The sequence below is a fragment of the Psychrobacillus sp. L4 genome (assembly GCF_042944905.1).
GTDB lineage: Bacteria > Bacillota > Bacilli > Bacillales_A > Planococcaceae > Psychrobacillus.
In genome coordinates, this window is the sequence record NZ_CP168496.1 from 1,492,098 (window position 1) to 1,508,526 (window position 16,429).

Annotated in this window: 15 protein-coding genes; all 15 read left to right on the forward strand. The window is 36.3% G+C overall.

What is annotated here, in order from left to right; translation table 11 throughout:
• Positions 1-44 precede the first annotated feature (44 nt).
• The 15 genes from yfmF to ACEPXG_RS07010 all read left to right on the forward strand — a co-directional run bounded on the left by yfmF (position 45) and on the right by ACEPXG_RS07010 (position 16,394).
• Positions 45-1,322 carry an EF-P 5-aminopentanol modification-associated protein YfmF gene (gene yfmF / locus ACEPXG_RS06940; protein ID WP_391208756.1) on the forward strand — a complete coding sequence of 426 codons (1,278 nt, stop codon included), beginning with the start codon at positions 45-47 and terminating at the stop codon, positions 1,320-1,322.
• Positions 1,315-2,619: an EF-P 5-aminopentanol modification-associated protein YfmH gene (yfmH, locus tag ACEPXG_RS06945; RefSeq protein WP_391208758.1), complete on the forward strand. Its 1,305-nt coding sequence runs from the start codon at positions 1,315-1,317 to the stop codon at positions 2,617-2,619. The genes yfmF and yfmH overlap by 8 nt, the downstream gene beginning before the upstream one ends.
• A complete protein-coding gene (gene ymfI / locus ACEPXG_RS06950) occupies positions 2,612-3,343 on the forward strand; it encodes an elongation factor P 5-aminopentanone reductase (RefSeq protein WP_391208760.1) in 732 nt (243 codons plus the stop codon). The genes yfmH and ymfI overlap by 8 nt, the downstream gene beginning before the upstream one ends.
• 189 nt (positions 3,344-3,532) lie before the next feature.
• Entirely contained in the window at positions 3,533-4,339 is an 807-nt protein-coding gene (locus ACEPXG_RS06955; RefSeq protein WP_151699534.1) for a DUF3388 domain-containing protein, read from the forward strand.
• Between the two features lie 16 nt (positions 4,340-4,355).
• Positions 4,356-5,204, forward strand: a complete 849-nt coding sequence (locus ACEPXG_RS06960; protein WP_391208763.1) for a helix-turn-helix domain-containing protein — start codon at positions 4,356-4,358, stop codon at positions 5,202-5,204.
• A 57-nt stretch (positions 5,205-5,261) separates the two neighbouring features.
• Entirely contained in the window at positions 5,262-5,840 is a 579-nt protein-coding gene (gene pgsA, locus ACEPXG_RS06965; protein ID WP_391209820.1) for a CDP-diacylglycerol--glycerol-3-phosphate 3-phosphatidyltransferase, read from the forward strand.
• Positions 5,841-5,857: 17 nt separating this feature from the next.
• Positions 5,858-7,114 carry a competence/damage-inducible protein A gene (locus ACEPXG_RS06970; protein WP_391208765.1) on the forward strand — a complete coding sequence of 419 codons (1,257 nt, stop codon included), beginning with the start codon at positions 5,858-5,860 and terminating at the stop codon, positions 7,112-7,114.
• A 228-nt stretch (positions 7,115-7,342) separates the two neighbouring features.
• A complete protein-coding gene (gene recA / locus ACEPXG_RS06975; protein WP_391209822.1) occupies positions 7,343-8,374 on the forward strand; it encodes a recombinase RecA in 1,032 nt (343 codons plus the stop codon).
• 196 nt (positions 8,375-8,570) lie between these two features.
• Positions 8,571-10,127 (forward strand): ribonuclease Y, encoded by a 1,557-nt coding sequence (gene rny, locus ACEPXG_RS06980; RefSeq protein ID WP_151699538.1) that lies wholly within the window; start codon positions 8,571-8,573, stop codon positions 10,125-10,127.
• A gap of 54 nt (positions 10,128-10,181) precedes the next feature.
• A complete protein-coding gene (locus ACEPXG_RS06985; RefSeq protein ID WP_391208768.1) occupies positions 10,182-10,979 on the forward strand; it encodes a TIGR00282 family metallophosphoesterase in 798 nt (265 codons plus the stop codon).
• A gap of 85 nt (positions 10,980-11,064) precedes the next feature.
• Entirely contained in the window at positions 11,065-11,331 is a 267-nt protein-coding gene (locus tag ACEPXG_RS06990) for a stage V sporulation protein S (RefSeq protein WP_093535025.1), read from the forward strand.
• A gap of 323 nt (positions 11,332-11,654) precedes the next feature.
• Entirely contained in the window at positions 11,655-13,397 is a 1,743-nt protein-coding gene (locus tag ACEPXG_RS06995; protein ID WP_391208770.1) for a 2-oxoacid:acceptor oxidoreductase subunit alpha, read from the forward strand.
• Positions 13,397-14,263, forward strand: coding sequence for a 2-oxoacid:ferredoxin oxidoreductase subunit beta (locus ACEPXG_RS07000; RefSeq protein WP_391208772.1), 867 nt, complete (start codon positions 13,397-13,399; stop codon positions 14,261-14,263). The genes ACEPXG_RS06995 and ACEPXG_RS07000 overlap by 1 nt, the downstream gene beginning before the upstream one ends.
• Before the next feature lie 149 nt (positions 14,264-14,412).
• Positions 14,413-15,960 carry a tRNA (N6-isopentenyl adenosine(37)-C2)-methylthiotransferase MiaB gene (gene miaB / locus ACEPXG_RS07005; protein ID WP_391208775.1) on the forward strand — a complete coding sequence of 516 codons (1,548 nt, stop codon included), beginning with the start codon at positions 14,413-14,415 and terminating at the stop codon, positions 15,958-15,960.
• On the forward strand, positions 15,960-16,394 hold the full coding sequence (locus ACEPXG_RS07010; RefSeq protein WP_391208777.1) for a RicAFT regulatory complex protein RicA family protein: 435 nt from the start codon (positions 15,960-15,962) through the stop codon (positions 16,392-16,394). The genes miaB and ACEPXG_RS07010 overlap by 1 nt, the downstream gene beginning before the upstream one ends.
• Positions 16,395-16,429 lie beyond the last annotated feature (35 nt).

Consider the following 16,429-nt stretch of genomic DNA (forward strand, 5'->3'; position numbering starts at 1 on the left):
ATAGAAGAAAGAGTTAAACTAGAAAGAAAAAGGGGGACAACAACATGTTTCAGCAGTTTGAACTTGCACATGGTGTTAAGTTATTTGTACGACCGACAGAACAATTTAAAACAATTAATATTTCATTTAAATGGAAACAGCCAATAACAGTAAAAGATGCCTCAATTCGAGCAGTTCTTTCGAATATACTTCAATATAGCAATGAAGTGTATCCGTCGAATGCAGATTTTCGTAAACGCTTAGATGACCTATATGGAGCGGCATTATATTTTGATACAACTAAAAAGGGGAACAATCATATTTTTTCGTTAAATGCAGAAACGGTGAATGATGCCTATTTATCGAACGAAAAAGTGGTTGATGAAGTCTTTTCTTTACTTGCAACAGTTATCTTTAAACCCCTTGTAGTGAATGGGAAGTTTGTAGATTCTATTGTAAAACGTGAAAAGGAGCAAGTGATTGAGCGGATTCAATCTATGTATGATGATAAAACAAGATATGCACAGCAACGTTTACTTGAAAACATTCGTCCCGATCAACCTGCATCTATTTCTTCAAATGGGACAGTTGCAGAAGTACAAGCAATTACAAATGACCAACTAATTGAAATGCACGGAAAATTATTACATGAAGATGAGCTATCTATTTATATAGTTGGGGATGTAAATGTCGACGAGATAAAAGAAAAAATGAAAAACTACTTCCCATTTTCGAATAGAACGATGAAACTACCAGCGGAGGTAGTTAACAAGCAAGGAAAAAATGAAACAAATTATTTACATGAAATACAAGACATGAAACAAGGGAAATTACATATCGCCTATCATACTCCAATTACTTTTTATTCAGAAGAATACCCAATTATGCAAATGACCAATGGTATATTAGGTGGATTTGCTCATTCAAAAATATTCATGAATGTCCGGGAAAAAGAAAGTATGGCTTATTATGCATCCAGTAATTATTCTTCTTTGTATGGTTTAATTTTTGTGTTAGCAGGTATTGATTCGAACTTACAGGAAAAAGCAGTTCAATTAATTGATGAGCAGATAAAAGCAATACAAAAAGGTGATATTTCGGACTTAGAAATAAACCAAACAAAATCGATGTTAAAGAATCAACTAAAAGAAGCATTAGATTCGGCAAGAGCGCAAATTGATATTTACGATCAATATAAAGAGTTAAATGAAGCTTTTACAGTCGAAGAATGGGTAGAAAAATGGTCTAACGTGACAAAGGAACAAATACAACAGATGGCTTCTAAAATTGAGAAGGAATTTGTCTATTTTCTATCTGGTAAGGACGGTGCAAACAATGAATGAAACTTATTTTAAGCAACTAGAAGAAACTTTATACCATGAGCAATTACCTAATGGCTTAAATGTATATATTTTACCTAAAAAAGGATTCTCTAAAACCTATGTTACATTCACGACGAATTATGGTTCCATTGACCGAGAATTTATACCACATGGTAAAGAGGAACCTGTAATTGTGCCAGATGGAATTGCTCACTTTTTAGAGCATAAGATGTTTGAAAAAGAAGACGGGGATGTATTTCAAAAGTTTAGTGAAAATGGTGCTTCTGCTAATGCATTCACTTCTTTTACAAGAACTGCCTATTTATTTTCTTCCACAGACCTTGTATTAGAAAATACGAAAGTATTGCTTGATTTTGTGCAACAACCATATTTTACTGAACAAACTGTTGAAAAAGAAAAAGGGATTATTGCCCAGGAAATCACTATGTATGACGACCAACCAGACTGGCGTTTATACTTTGGTGCAATTGAGAATATGTATAAAGAAAATCCAGTAAAAATAGATATCGCAGGAACTGTTGAATCGATAAAACAAATTACTGCAGATCATTTGTATGAATGCTATAACACGTTTTACCACCCTTCAAATATGATTGTATTTGTTGTGGGAGCAGTGAATCCAGAAAAAATGATGACTTTTATTAAGGAAGATCAAGCATCGAAGTCATTCGAACCACCACAAGAAATTAAACGCTTTTTCCCAAATGAGCAAAGCGCTGTGGCAATCTCCGAAAGAACATTGCAAATGGATGTACAAAAACCAAAAGTTATTTTTGGGATTAAATCTAATAATACAACTATATCTGGTAAAGAAATGTTAAATTATGAACTTTCTATGCAAGTGGCAGTAGAAATGATTTTCGGAAGAGCTTCCTCCTTTTATCAAGATGTATATGAAAAAGGGTTAATCGATGAATCGTATTCAGCAGATTACTCTATGGAACATGGTTATGGTTTTACGATGATTGGCTCCGATTCAATAAATCCTGAAATGCTTATTCATGCGGTCAAACAAACCATTATAGACAATTCAAAAGAGTGGAAGTTTTCAGAGGAAGATTTAAAACGAATTACACGGAAAAAGATCGGATTTTTCATGCGTGCTTTAAATTCTATTGAATATATTGCAAATCAATTCACGCGGTATTCGTTTAATGATATGAATTTATTTGATGTAGTACCTGCTTTGGAAAATTTAACGATGGAAGAAGTGAAGGAAGCTTTTGAATCGTTAAAAAATGAAGAGACGCACACTGTGTTTAAAATTATTCCAAATGTGAAAAAGAACGATGAGTAAAAAGTTTGCATTAGTGGTAGGTGCATCAGGTGAAATTGGCCATACGATTAGTTATCAACTCGCAGAGGCTGGCTGGTCATTGTACCTGCATTTTGCAAGCAATGAAGCACGTATAAAGCGTCTTTTACAAGACTTAGAAGCATCTTACCCAGAACAGGAATTCATGCTCATACAAGCAGATATGCGTCACGCAGCATCAGTAGAGATATTAGCTTCAGCTATTTTTTCGATTCAGTCGATTGTTTTTGCTCAAGGACATAGTTTGTATAAAGGATTGGAAGATACCTCATTAGAGGAGATTCATCATCTATTTCAAGTGCATGTGGAGCATCCAATGTTTTTAGTTACTCAATTGACGCCGAAACTTCGAAAAAACGAACATGCTTCGATTGTTTTTGTAGGTTCCATTTGGGGAGAGACTGGCGCATCCTATGAAGTTGCATATTCTGCTGCAAAAGGTGCACAGCATGCATTTGTAAAAGCATATGCGAAAGAAGTGGCTTCGCAAAAAATTACCGTGAATGCGGTTGCTCCAGGATTTATAGATACAAAAATGAACCAGCATGTGGAACTAAAAGTACGTCAACTACTATTGGAGGAAATACCAGCAGGTGTATTTGGATCTGCGGAAGATGTTGCAAATAGTGTGGTATTTTTGGTTAGTGGGAAAGCAAATTATATAACAGGCCAAATTATCCGAGTAAATGGTGGATGGTATATTTGACTATATTCTGCCGGGCGTTAATTGCCGTCTAAATTTAGTCAAAATACGCCAAGGCGAGTTTGATCTAACGAAAGAAAAGAGAGTTATTGCCGCTCTTTTCTTTTTTTCTTTTATTCATCTAGGAAATCAGATATGATAGAACTTATAATGAGCGAATAACGTCATCTAAATAGAGAGGACAGATATACTATGGCAAGTGAATGGTTTTTTGAATACGATATCCAGATAAATCGTCCAGGACTTCTTGGAGATATTGCTTCTTTACTTGGTATGCTTAGAGTGAATATTGTAACGATTAATGGTGTGGACGAAGGTCGTCGTGGAATGTTAATTAAAGCAGAAAAAAAAGAAAATATCGAACGATTTGAGCATATTGCTTCTACGATGGAAACGATTCAATTAACTAAGTTTAGAGAACCAAAGCTTAGAGATCGTCTAGCTGTTCGACATGGTAGATATATACAACGCGATGCCGACGATAAAAAAACCTTTCGTTTTGTTCGCGATGAACTTGGTTTGCTAGTAGATTTTATGGCGGAAATATTTAAACAAGAAGGCCATAAGTTAATCGGGATTAGAGGAATGCCGCGTGTAGGTAAAACAGAATCAGTTGTTGCTGCAAGTGTATGTGCAAATAAGAAGTGGATATTTCTTTCATCCACAATGATTAAGCAAACAATTAGAAGTCAGCTTGCGGGCGATGAGTTTAGTGATCGCAATATTTTTATATTAGATGGTATTGTGACAAGAAATTCAAATGATGAAAAGCATCAGATGTTAGTAAGAGAAATGATGCGAATGCCTACTATTAAAGTTGTAGAGCACCCGGACATGTTTATCCAACATTCCGAGTATTCGATTGATGATTTTGACTATATAATTGAACTTCGTCATAGTCCAGAAGAAGAATTTACGTATGAGATGATGGAGAAAAACCACGGAATGTCCGACAAAGGTACAAGTGGATTTGGCGGATTTGGTGGATTTAATTTTTAACGGGTAGGTGTTTTAGTTGACAGAACTTGGGTCTCGCTTAAAAGAAGCGAGAAAAGTAAAAGGATATAGTATTGATGATTTACAAGAAATCACAAAAATCCAAAAAAGATATTTGACAGGAATAGAAGAAGGCAACTATGAAACGATGCCGGGTTCTTTCTATGTGCGTGCTTTTATAAAACAATATGCAGAAGCAGTTGGTTTAAATGGAGACGAGCTTTTAGAAATGTATAAAACAGAAATTCCTACTCCATCGAATGAGGATGTTTCCAAAAATATTCCACAAACGCCTACTAGAAGGTCATTAAGCGGTCGTTCGTCTAATAAGTTCATGGAAGTTTTTCCAATGATTATCGTAGTCCTATTTGTTATCGCAATTATCGTTATTTTATGGTTTTTATTTCAAAAGTCTCCGAAAAACGATCCTGTACAAGTGGACTCAGGCAATGATTTAACAATGGATATAAAACCTCAACCGGAACAAAATAATACAGTTGCACCTGTTGAAGAAGAAAAACCTCAGAAAGAAGTAGTAATAGAAGAACCGAAGCCTGCGCAACAGTTAACATTTGTTGAAACGCAAGGGCCAACTTCTACTTATGATTTAACCGATGCAGAAAAATATGATCTGAAAGTGGTAGTCGCTAATAATACTTGGTTAAACATTAGAGACCAAGACAATAAAATTTTAGTGGACAAACAGGTTAATGCTGGTGAAACATTTGAGTTTGATGCAAGTGCTTTATCACGAATTCGTGTTCGAGTGGGTCATACACCTGGTAATATGGTATATATAAATGAGCAATTAGTCGAATTTCCAACAACTAAGACCACTCAAAATTTAGTAATACAGTTCAACAAATAGTCATCTATAAGATGGCTATTTTGTTTGAAAAATGAAAGGAGCTTACTGCAGATGAAAATGAATGTTCCCAATCAAATTTCGATGTTTCGTATTTTTTTAATCCCCATTTTTATGTTTTTTATGCTTGTAGATTTTAACTGGGGAAATATAAGTTTTCTTGGTGCAACTATCCCTATAGGACAGTTAATTGGAGCTATTATTTTCATCATTGCTTCGATTACGGATTTTATTGATGGCTATTATGCTCGAAAATATAATTTAGTAACGAATATGGGGAAATTTTTAGATCCACTAGCAGATAAATTACTTGTTTCAGCTGCACTCATCCTATTAGTTCAGTTTGGAATTGCTCCTGCTTGGGTAGTGATCTTAATAATTAGTCGCGAATTTGCAGTTACTGGACTGCGCTTAATCCTTGCAAACGAAGGCGAAGTTGTTGCTGCCAATATGTTGGGTAAAATAAAAATGTGGACGCAAATCATTGCAATATCTTCGTTGTTATTAGGAAATGTTTTCTTTGAGATGTTCTCCATCCCTTTTGACATGATTATGTTATATGTATGTCTCGCATTTACTTTATGGTCTGGCTTTGATTACTTCTATTTAAACCGTAAAGTGTTATTGGATTCGAAGTAGGAAGGAAGATTGAGTAGATGAAAGCAGAGATTATTGCAGTTGGTTCAGAATTATTATTAGGGCAAATTTCCAATACAAATGCACGATTTATTTCTTCTCAATTAGCCGAGCATGGGATTGATGTGTATTATCACACAGTAGTAGGCGATAATTCCAAACGATTATTAGAAACCATTAAACTCGCAGAACAACGAGCAGATTTAATCATTTTCACTGGTGGATTAGGTCCAACTAAAGATGATTTAACAAAAGAAACGATCGCTAACCACTTGAATAAAAAATTAATCATGAACGAACAAGCCTTAGAATACATTGAAGAGTTCTTCAAAAAAATGAATCGTGAAATGACTGAAAACAATAAAAAACAAGCATTGGTATTAGAAGGTTGTACTGTATTACAAAATAACCATGGAATGGCACCTGGAATGTTGCTGATAGTAGATAAACACTCTTATATGCTACTACCAGGCCCCCCCAAAGAAATGGAGCCAATGTTCCAATTTGAAGCGAAGCCGCTACTTCAAAAAATGTTAAATGGAGAAACAATCATTTTATCGCATGTTATGCGTTTTTATGGAATTGGCGAAGCCGAACTCGAAACAAAAGTGCAGGACTTATTGGAAAATCAATTGAATCCAACATTAGCACCACTTGCATCAGATGGCGAAGTTACGTTACGACTTACTGCTAAAAGTAATACAGAGGAAGAGGCATGGGGAAAAATTGAAGTGCTTCAAAATGAGATTTTTAATCGAGTAGGAAAATTCGTGTATGGGTATAACAATGACTCTCTTGCCTCTAAGCTGCAGGAAATATTAAGCGAAAATCATTTAACTATTTCTGCTGCGGAAAGTATGACTGCAGGATTATTTCAATCAGAGCTTGCATCAATTCCTGGAATGGGAGCCGTATTAGTGGGTGGTATGATAACTTACACTGAAGATATAAAAGTGGAGAAACTGGGAGTTAAAAAACAAGTTATTACCGAATATGGTGTTGTATCTAGTGAATGTGCTGAAGCCATGGCGATGCGTATTAAAGAAAAGTTTGGAACGAACATTGGGATTGGTATTACAGGTGCAGCTGGTCCAGATGCACACGGTGGACAGCCTGCTGGTACTGTTTGGATAGGCATTGTATTGAACGATTTGGCCCCTGTTTCATACATGCTAAACCTTTCAGGAATGAGAAACACCAACAGATTGAGAGCTGTGAAGTTTACCATCCATTATTTAATCCAGTTACTAAGTGAACAAGGATATAAAACAATTTAACATGATCGCTCTATCAAAATAGAATTTTCAGCATCAAAAACGGTTCAAAATTGAATTTTGGGCTGTTTTTAGCTTCCAAAATGAAATTGATGGAAAAAATAACGAATAAACGTTCGCTTTTTTCTTGTGTATTTCCTTTGTACCTAGTATAGTAGAGATAGAAATAAAATCAGACTTTCTTTTGAGGAGGAAAAACAGTTGGCAAATGATCGTAAAGCAGCTTTAGAAATGGCTTTAAAACAAATAGAGAAACAATTTGGTAAAGGTTCAATTATGAGACTTGGGGAAAAGACAGATAGAGAAATTTCTACTTCTTCTAGTGGTTCTTTAGCACTTGATGCAGCATTAGGAATAGGTGGTTATCCAAGAGGTCGTATTATTGAAATATATGGTCCAGAAAGTTCAGGTAAAACTACTGTAGCTCTTCATGCAATTGCAGAAATACAAAAAACTGGTGGGCAAGCAGCTTTTATTGATGCAGAGCATGCATTAGATCCAGTTTATGCACAAAAACTAGGCGTAAATATTGATGAGTTACTTTTGTCTCAACCTGATACAGGAGAGCAAGCACTTGAAATTGCAGAAGCATTAGTACGAAGTGGTGCTGTGGAAATTTTAGTAATTGACTCTGTTGCTGCTTTAGTACCGAAAGCAGAAATCGAAGGAGAAATGGGAGATTCACATATTGGCCTTCAAGCTCGTTTAATGTCACAAGCATTACGCAAGCTTTCTGGTGCTATTAACAAATCAAACACTATTGCTATTTTCATAAATCAAATTCGTGAGAAAGTAGGTGTAATGTTTGGAAATCCAGAAGTAACACCAGGTGGACGTGCACTTAAGTTCTATAGTTCGGTACGTTTAGAAGTTAGACGTGCAGAAGCGATTAAACAAGGAACTGATATTGTAGGCAATAAAACAAAGATTAAAGTAGTAAAAAACAAAGTAGCACCTCCATTTAAAACTGCAGAAGTAGATATTATGTATGGTGAAGGAATTTCTCAAGAAGGAGAAATTATCGATATAGGCTCAGATATGGATATTGTACAAAAAAGTGGTTCTTGGTATGCGTACAATGAAGAACGCATTGGTCAAGGTAGAGAAAATGCGAAACAATTCCTAAAAGAGAATCCAACAGCGAAGAATGAAATAGCTGCTAAAATACGTGAATCTATGGGAATGACTGCTAGTTCCTTAACAATTGCTGCACATGAGGTAGAAGATGATGAAGAATTTGAATTATTATTAACGGAAGAATAAAATATTGAAAAGTCTCTCAATTATTGGGAGATTTTTTTTGTATATTCCTTTCGTTTCCTTGACAGAGTATTTCTACATCTATACAATTAAAATTGTATAATTTCTTTAATAAAAGATGAATAGGCAATACATATATGCGATTGTATATATGTGCCGATTGAAACTTTAAAAAGTATAGCAATAGGGGGGTGTTCGAATGTTAGAAATTATCATCTCCGCTTTGCTTGGTCTGTTTGTCGGTGCTCTTGTTAGTTATAATTATCTGAAAAAAGTGAACGATTCAAAAGTGACCGGTGCAAAACAATCTTCAGCACTCATCTTAGATGAAGCAAAGCGAGAAGCAGAAGCTTTGAAGAAAGAAGCACTGTTAGAAGCCAAAGATGAAACTCACCAATTACGAAATGAAGCCGAATCTGACATCCGTGAACGCCGTATGGAACTGCAAAAACAGGAAAATCGGTTAGTACAAAGAGAAGAGAATCTTGATCGTAAGGATGATGCTCTAAACAAGAGAGAAGTAGGTCTTGAGCGTAAAGAAGATGCTCTAACCGAAAGGCAACAGCATATCGAACAGAAGGAAAGTAAAGTGGACGAGCTAGTTGGAATGCAAAAAAGCGAACTTGAAAGAGTTTCTACATTAACACGTGAAGAAGCGAAGTCGATTATTCTTCAAGAAGTAGAGAATGAGCTTGCAACTGACATAGCTGTAATGACAAAAGAGTCGGAAACTCGTGCAAAGGAAGAGTCAGACAAAAAATCTCGTGAAATTCTTTCCTTGGCATTACAACGTTTTGCAGCAGATCATGTAGCAGAAACAACTGTTTCCGTTGTTAATCTACCAAATGATGAGATGAAAGGTCGCATCATTGGTCGTGAAGGTCGTAACATTCGTACGTTAGAAACTTTAACAGGCATTGATTTAATTATTGATGATACGCCAGAAGCTGTTATTCTATCAGGATTTGACCCTATACGTAGAGAGACTGCCCGTTTAGCACTTGAAAAATTAGTACAAGATGGACGTATTCACCCTGCACGTATTGAAGAAATGGTAGAAAAGTCTAGAAGAGAAGTGGATGAGCAAATCCGCGAGATTGGTGAACAAACAACATTTGACATTGGTATTCACAATCTACATCCAGACCTCATGAAGATTTTAGGTAGACTCCGCTATCGTACAAGCTACGGCCAAAATGTGTTAAAGCATTCTACTGAAGTAGCATTTTTAGCTGGATTACTCGCAGCAGAGCTCGGAGAAGATGTAACACTTGCTAGACGCGCGGGTTTACTTCACGATATTGGGAAAGCAATTGACCATGAAGTGGAAGGAAGTCATGTAGAAATTGGTGTAGAACTAGCAACAAAGTACAAAGAGCATCCTGTCGTGATTAACAGTATTGCTTCTCACCATGGCGACACGGAAGCTACTTCCGTTATCGCCGTATTAGTAGCAGCAGCAGATGCACTGTCTGCTGCTCGTCCTGGGGCTAGAAGTGAAACACTAGAAAACTACATTCGTCGTTTGGAGAAACTAGAAGAAATTTCAGAATCGTACGAAGGCGTTGAAAAATCTTTCGCAATTCAAGCAGGAAGAGAGATTCGTATTATGGTTCGTCCTGACCAAATTGATGATTTAACTGCGCATCGTTTGGCAAGAGATATCCGTAAACGAATTGAAGAAGAACTAGATTATCCTGGTCATATTAAAGTAACGGTTATTAGAGAAACTAGAGCGGTAGAATACGCAAAATAATAGAAAAAGGCTTCGTTAAGAAGCCTTTTTTTCGTGAAAGGATTGGAGTAAAAAATGAAAATATTATTTATAGGTGACATTGTTGGATCTATAGGAAGAGATACTTTGGAGAGTTATTTGCCAAGATTAAAAAGGAAATATGCGCCGGATGTAGTTATTGCAAATGGAGAAAACGCTGCGGCAGGGAGAGGGATTACAAAAAGTATTTTCCAATCATTATTACATATGGGTGTCGATGTTGTAACAATGGGTAATCATACTTGGGATCAGAAAGAAATTATGGATTTTATTGATGACACAGATTATTTAATCCGTCCTGCAAATTTTTCGGAAGAAGCTCCTGGTAAAGGAATGACGACCATTTCGAAAAATGGGCAAACTATTTCCGTTATCAATATGCATGGTAGAACTTTTTTACCTCCACATGACGACCCTTTTAAGAAAGCAACGGAGTTAGTGGAAGAAGCAAAAAAAATATCTCCCATCATCTTTGTAGATTTTCACGCGGAAGCAACAAGTGAAAAAATCGCATTTGGTTGGCATTTAGATGGTAAAGCATCTGTTGTGGTAGGAACGCATACACATGTTCAGACAGTTGATTCACGGATTTTGCCAGGAGGAACAGCATATATTACAGATGTTGGAATGACTGGTCCTTACGATGAAGTTTTAGGTATGAAAAAAGAAGATGTTTTATATCGTTTCCAAACGAATATGCCCACTCGTTTTGAAGTTCCAAAAACTGGGCGTTCCGTATTGAGTGGATTTTTTGTAGAAGTAAATGATTCTACGGGAAAAGCTATACATCAAGAACGTGTTTATATAAATGATGATTACCCGTTTAAAGGGTAAAAGAGTCTAAAAAAATTCCTCTTTGCATAAGTTATATTATGGACGAAAGCAAGTTCATAATCTAGCGATAAAAGGAGAAATGATAGTGGATTCTTTAAAAGTATCTTCTCGTTCCAACCCAAATTCAGTTGCAGGTGCATTAGTTGCAGTAATAAGAGAACAAGGGTATGCAGAGATGCAAGCAGTAGGAGCAGGGGCATTAAATCAAGCGATAAAAGCAATTGCAATTGCAAGAGGATTTGTTGCACCTAGTGGAACTGATTTGACGTGTTCACCTGCTTTCACAGATATTGTTATTTCAGGTGAAGATCGAACTGCTTTGAAATTATTAGTAGAAAAAAGGTCGAAATAACTTTAGACTTTTGAAAATGTGTTTTCATTATTGTGATGAATTTAGGTTACTTCGACTGAACAGCGCTTAGTAAGCAGTAGGAGGTTTCACCTTCCAGTTTAAATATTATCATAATCCGAAGTCGCTATTGTTATCAGTAGCGACTTCATTTTTGTTTAAAAGAATCTATACATAATGATATTCTGAATATATTGTGACGAGGTAATTCCGTCAAAGGTCTGAACTTCATGAAAAAATAGGGATAAAACATAGTGATTCTGAGTACTTCATGATAAACTTATGAAGGAAAAAAGCATTTAACCAGATAGTAAGGAGATGTTAGTATGTTGCAACAACTTTCATGGAAAGTAGGCGGGCAGCAAGGAGAGGGTATCGAAAGTACTGGGGAGATTTTCTCAATGGCGATGAATCGCCTAGGGTATTACCTTTACGGATATCGTCATTTCTCTTCTCGTATTAAAGGTGGACATACGAATAATAAAATCTGCGTACGACCAACACAAGTTCGTACAATTCCGGATGATCTAGATATACTTGTAGCATTCGATCAAGAGACAATAGATGTTAATTACAAAGAGCTTACCGAAAAAAGTGTTATCTTAGCCGATGCTAAATTCTCACCAGTTTCACCAGAAAACTGTCTTGCACCAATGTACATTGTACCTTTTACAGAAATTGCAGCAGAACTTGGTACGTCTTTAATGAAAAACATGGTAGCTATAGGAGCAACTTCCGCTTTATTGAATTTAGATAAAGCAGTGTTCCAAGGAGTAGTAGACGAGATTTTTGGTAAAAAAGGAACAGAAGTAGTAGAAAAAAATATGCAAGCAATTCAACAAGGTTTTGAAATTATGGCGGAGCAATTAGGCGATCGTATAGGGGAATGGGAACTTGTTGTTGCTGACGGTAAGCATCGTATGTTCATGATTGGAAATGACGCGATTGCACTTGGGGCATTAACAGCGGGTGTTCGATTCATGGCAGCGTATCCAATCACGCCAGCATCTGAAATTATGGAATACATGATTAAGAAGCTACCGTTATTTGGTGGAGCGGTTATTCAAACAGAAGATGAGATTGCAGCCGCAACGATGGCGATTGGTTCAAACTACGGTGGAGTACGTGCATTTACTGCTTCAGCAGGACCAGGATTATCACTAATGATGGAGGCAATTGGATTATCAGGTATGACAGAGCAACCGCTTGTAATTGTCGATACACAGCGTGGTGGCCCATCAACAGGCCTTCCAACCAAACAAGAACAATCCGATTTAATGCAAATGATTTACGGTACGCATGGTGAAATTCCTAAAGTTGTTATTGCACCTAGTACAGGCGAAGAAGCCTTTTTTGATACGATTCAAGCATTTAATATTGCAGAAGAATTACAATGTCCTGTAATTATCTTATCAGATCTACAACTTTCACTTGGGAAACAAACAGTGGAGCCATTTGACTATTCTAAAATTGAAATTCGACGTGGTAAATTAATTCAAAACGAAGAAATTCCACCGACAGAAGATAAATCGTATTTCAAACGTTATGAAGTAACAGAAGATGGTGTTTCACCTCGAGTACTTCCAGGGACGGAGCATGCAATCCACCACGTAACTGGTGTAGAACATGATGAAACAGGAAAACCTTCTGAAGCTGCAACAAATCGTATATTACAAATGGACAAACGTTTAGGTAAGTTAAAGCATATCAATTTCAGTGAACCTGTTTATGTAAATACTCCTTACGAAGAAGCGGATATTTTATTGGTTGGATTTAACTCTACAAGAGGCGTGTTAGAAGAATTACAACAGACACTTATTTCGCAAGGAGTGAAAGTGAACCATGCACATATTCGATTAATTCATCCATTCCCGGTAAAAGAAATGGAAGCTCTAGTAGCAAATGCAAAAAAAATAGTCGTAGTTGAAAATAATGCTACAGGCCAACTTGCCAACATATTAAAAATGAATGTGGGCGGTCATGATAAAGTAATTAATGTAACGAAGTACGATGGAACGCCTTTCTTACCATTACAGCTTGAAAAACAAGTAAAGGAGTTGCTTAACTAATGGTAACGTTTAAAGATTTTCGTAATAATGTAAAACCAAACTGGTGCCCAGGTTGCGGTGACTTTTCTGTTCAAGCAGCTATTCAACGTGCGGCTGCAAATGTTGGCATTCAGCCTCATGAATTAGCTGTAATCTCCGGTATTGGCTGTTCGGGTCGTATTTCAGGGTATATTCACTCTTATGGGTTTCATGGGATTCACGGGAGAGCACTTCCGATTGCTCAAGGGTTAAAAATGGCAAATAAAGATTTACACGTCATCGCATCTGGTGGAGACGGTGACGGTTTTGCCATAGGGCTTGGACATACGATTCATTCCATTCGTCGTAATATCGATATAACCTATGTCGTAATGGATAACCAAATTTACGGACTAACTAAAGGGCAAACTTCTCCTCGCTCGGCAGAGGGGTTTAAAACTAAATCTACACCAGGTGGAGCAATTGAACCTTCTCTTAAACCGCTTGAATTAGCACTCACTTCTGGTGCTACGTTTGTTGCTCAAGGATTTTCATCCGATATTAAAGAACTAACTGCGATTATTGAAGCGGGGATTAACCATAAAGGTTTTTCATTTATTAATGTGTTTAGTCCATGTGTAACATACAACAAAGTGAATACGTATGATTGGTTTAAAGAACATTTAACGAAGCTTTCTAATATCGAAGGTTATGATCATACGAATCGGGAAGAAGCAATGCAAGTAGTAATGGAAAAAGAAGGTCTTGTAACAGGTATCATTTATCAAAACGAACATGCTCCATCTTATCAAGAACAGGTTCCTGGATATGCAGAAAACCCACTTGCTGATCAAAATTTAAAAATGAGTGAAGAAGAATTTAACGTTTTAATGCAAGATTTTATGTAATATATAAGACTGCCGATGCAAATTGGTGGTCTTTTTATGTCTAATTAACAACTTTTGAGGTTAATACCTTGTAGCAATAGAAGTCTATTCAGTATAATAGTAGGATGGATATTCGTGTTATTATACGAATGTACGAAAGGAGCGTTCTCATGAACGAAGAATCACGTTTACTTAGTAGTCAAGTGAAAGAACCTAATTCTCCGGACAAAAAATCCGAGAAGGATTATAGTAAATATTTTCAAGCAGTATACACGCCTCCATCTTTAAAAGAAGCGAAAAAACGAGGAAAAGAAGAAGTTACTTACCATAACGATTTTGCCATTGCCGAAGAGTTTAGAGGGATGGGTCAAAATCGCAAATTTTATATACGCACATATGGCTGTCAAATGAATGAACATGACACAGAAGTAATGGCGGGTATATTCATGCAACTAGGATATGAACCAACAGATACTGTGGACGATGCAAATGTTATTCTTTTAAACACATGTGCAATCCGTGAAAATGCGGAAAATAAAGTATTCGGAGAGCTGGGTCATTTAAAGCATTTAAAGCAAAATAATCCAGACGTTTTAATTGGTGTATGTGGATGTATGTCTCAAGAAGAGTCTGTCGTCAATAAAATTCTAAAAACATATAACCAAGTAGATATGATTTTTGGAACCCATAATATTCATCGTCTGCCTAACATTTTAAATGAAGCATATCTTTCGAAAGAAATGGTAGTAGAAGTTTGGTCTAAAGAAGGCGACGTGATCGAAAACTTGCCACGAGTGAGAAAAGGTTCTATTAAAGCATGGGTTAATATTATGTATGGTTGTGATAAGTTCTGTACATATTGTATCGTTCCTTACACACGAGGAAAAGAACGTAGTCGACGACCAGAAGATATTATTCAGGAAATTAGACATCTTGCAGCGCAAGGCTATAAAGAAGTGACATTACTTGGTCAAAACGTAAATGCATACGGAAAAGACTTTGAAGATTTAGATTATCGCTTTGGCGATTTAATGGATGATCTTAGAAAAATCGATGTAGCACGTATACGTTTCATGACGAGCCACCCAAGAGATTTCGATGATCATTTAATCGAAGTACTGGCAAAAGGCGGAAACTTAGTCGATCATATTCATTTACCTGTTCAGTCTGGCTCTTCTGAAATACTAAAAATAATGGCTCGTAAATATTCAAGAGAACATTATTTAGAGCTTGTTCGTAAAATTAAAGCTGCCATTCCAAATGTATCCTTAACAACGGACATTATTGTAGGATTCCCAAATGAAACAGATGAGCAATTCGAAGAAACAATGTCTTTATATAAAGAGGTAGGTTTCGAAATTGCGTATACGTATATTTATTCTCCAAGGGAAGGTACTCCAGCTGCAAAAATGGTAGATAATGTTCCAATGGAAGTGAAAAAAGAGCGATTACAGCGACTAAATAAACTTGTAAATGACATGTCTGCGGAAGCAATGAAAAAGCATGATGGACAAATTGTAGAAGTGTTAGTAGAAGGAGAAAGTAAGAATAATCCGGATGTTCTAGCAGGATATACAAGAAAAAGTAAACTAGTAAACTTTAAAGGACCAAAAGAAATTGTTGGTCAACTTGTGCAAGTGAAAATTACGGACGCAAAAACATGGTCACTTACTGGAGAACTAGTGGAAGTACCAAATGAGCAAAAGGTGGGAATATAATGACTACAAAGTATACAAAAGACGATATTATTGAAAAAGCAAGAGAAATTGCCACAATGATTGCAAACACAGAAGAAGTGGATTTCTTTAAGCGTGCAGAAGCACAAATCAATGAAAATCAAACTGTTCGCGAAAAAATTGCTAGTCTAAAAAGCTTACAAAAACAAGCAGTGAACTTTCAACATTTAGGGAAAGAAAAAGCATTAAAATTAATTGAAGGAAAAATTGAAGCAATCGAAGCAGAAATTGACGAACTACCAATTGTTCAAGAGTTTAAGCAATCGCAAGGAGATGTAAACGGTCTTCTACAAATGGTTGCCAACTCGATCTCTAACAATGTTACCAATCAAATTATTGAAGCAACAGATGGCGACTTACTAAGAGGCGAAACAGGATCACAAGTAAGAAACTCCACTCCAGGTAGTTGCTCGTAATAGGAAGAAATTAGTAAAACGTACATTTATCTAAT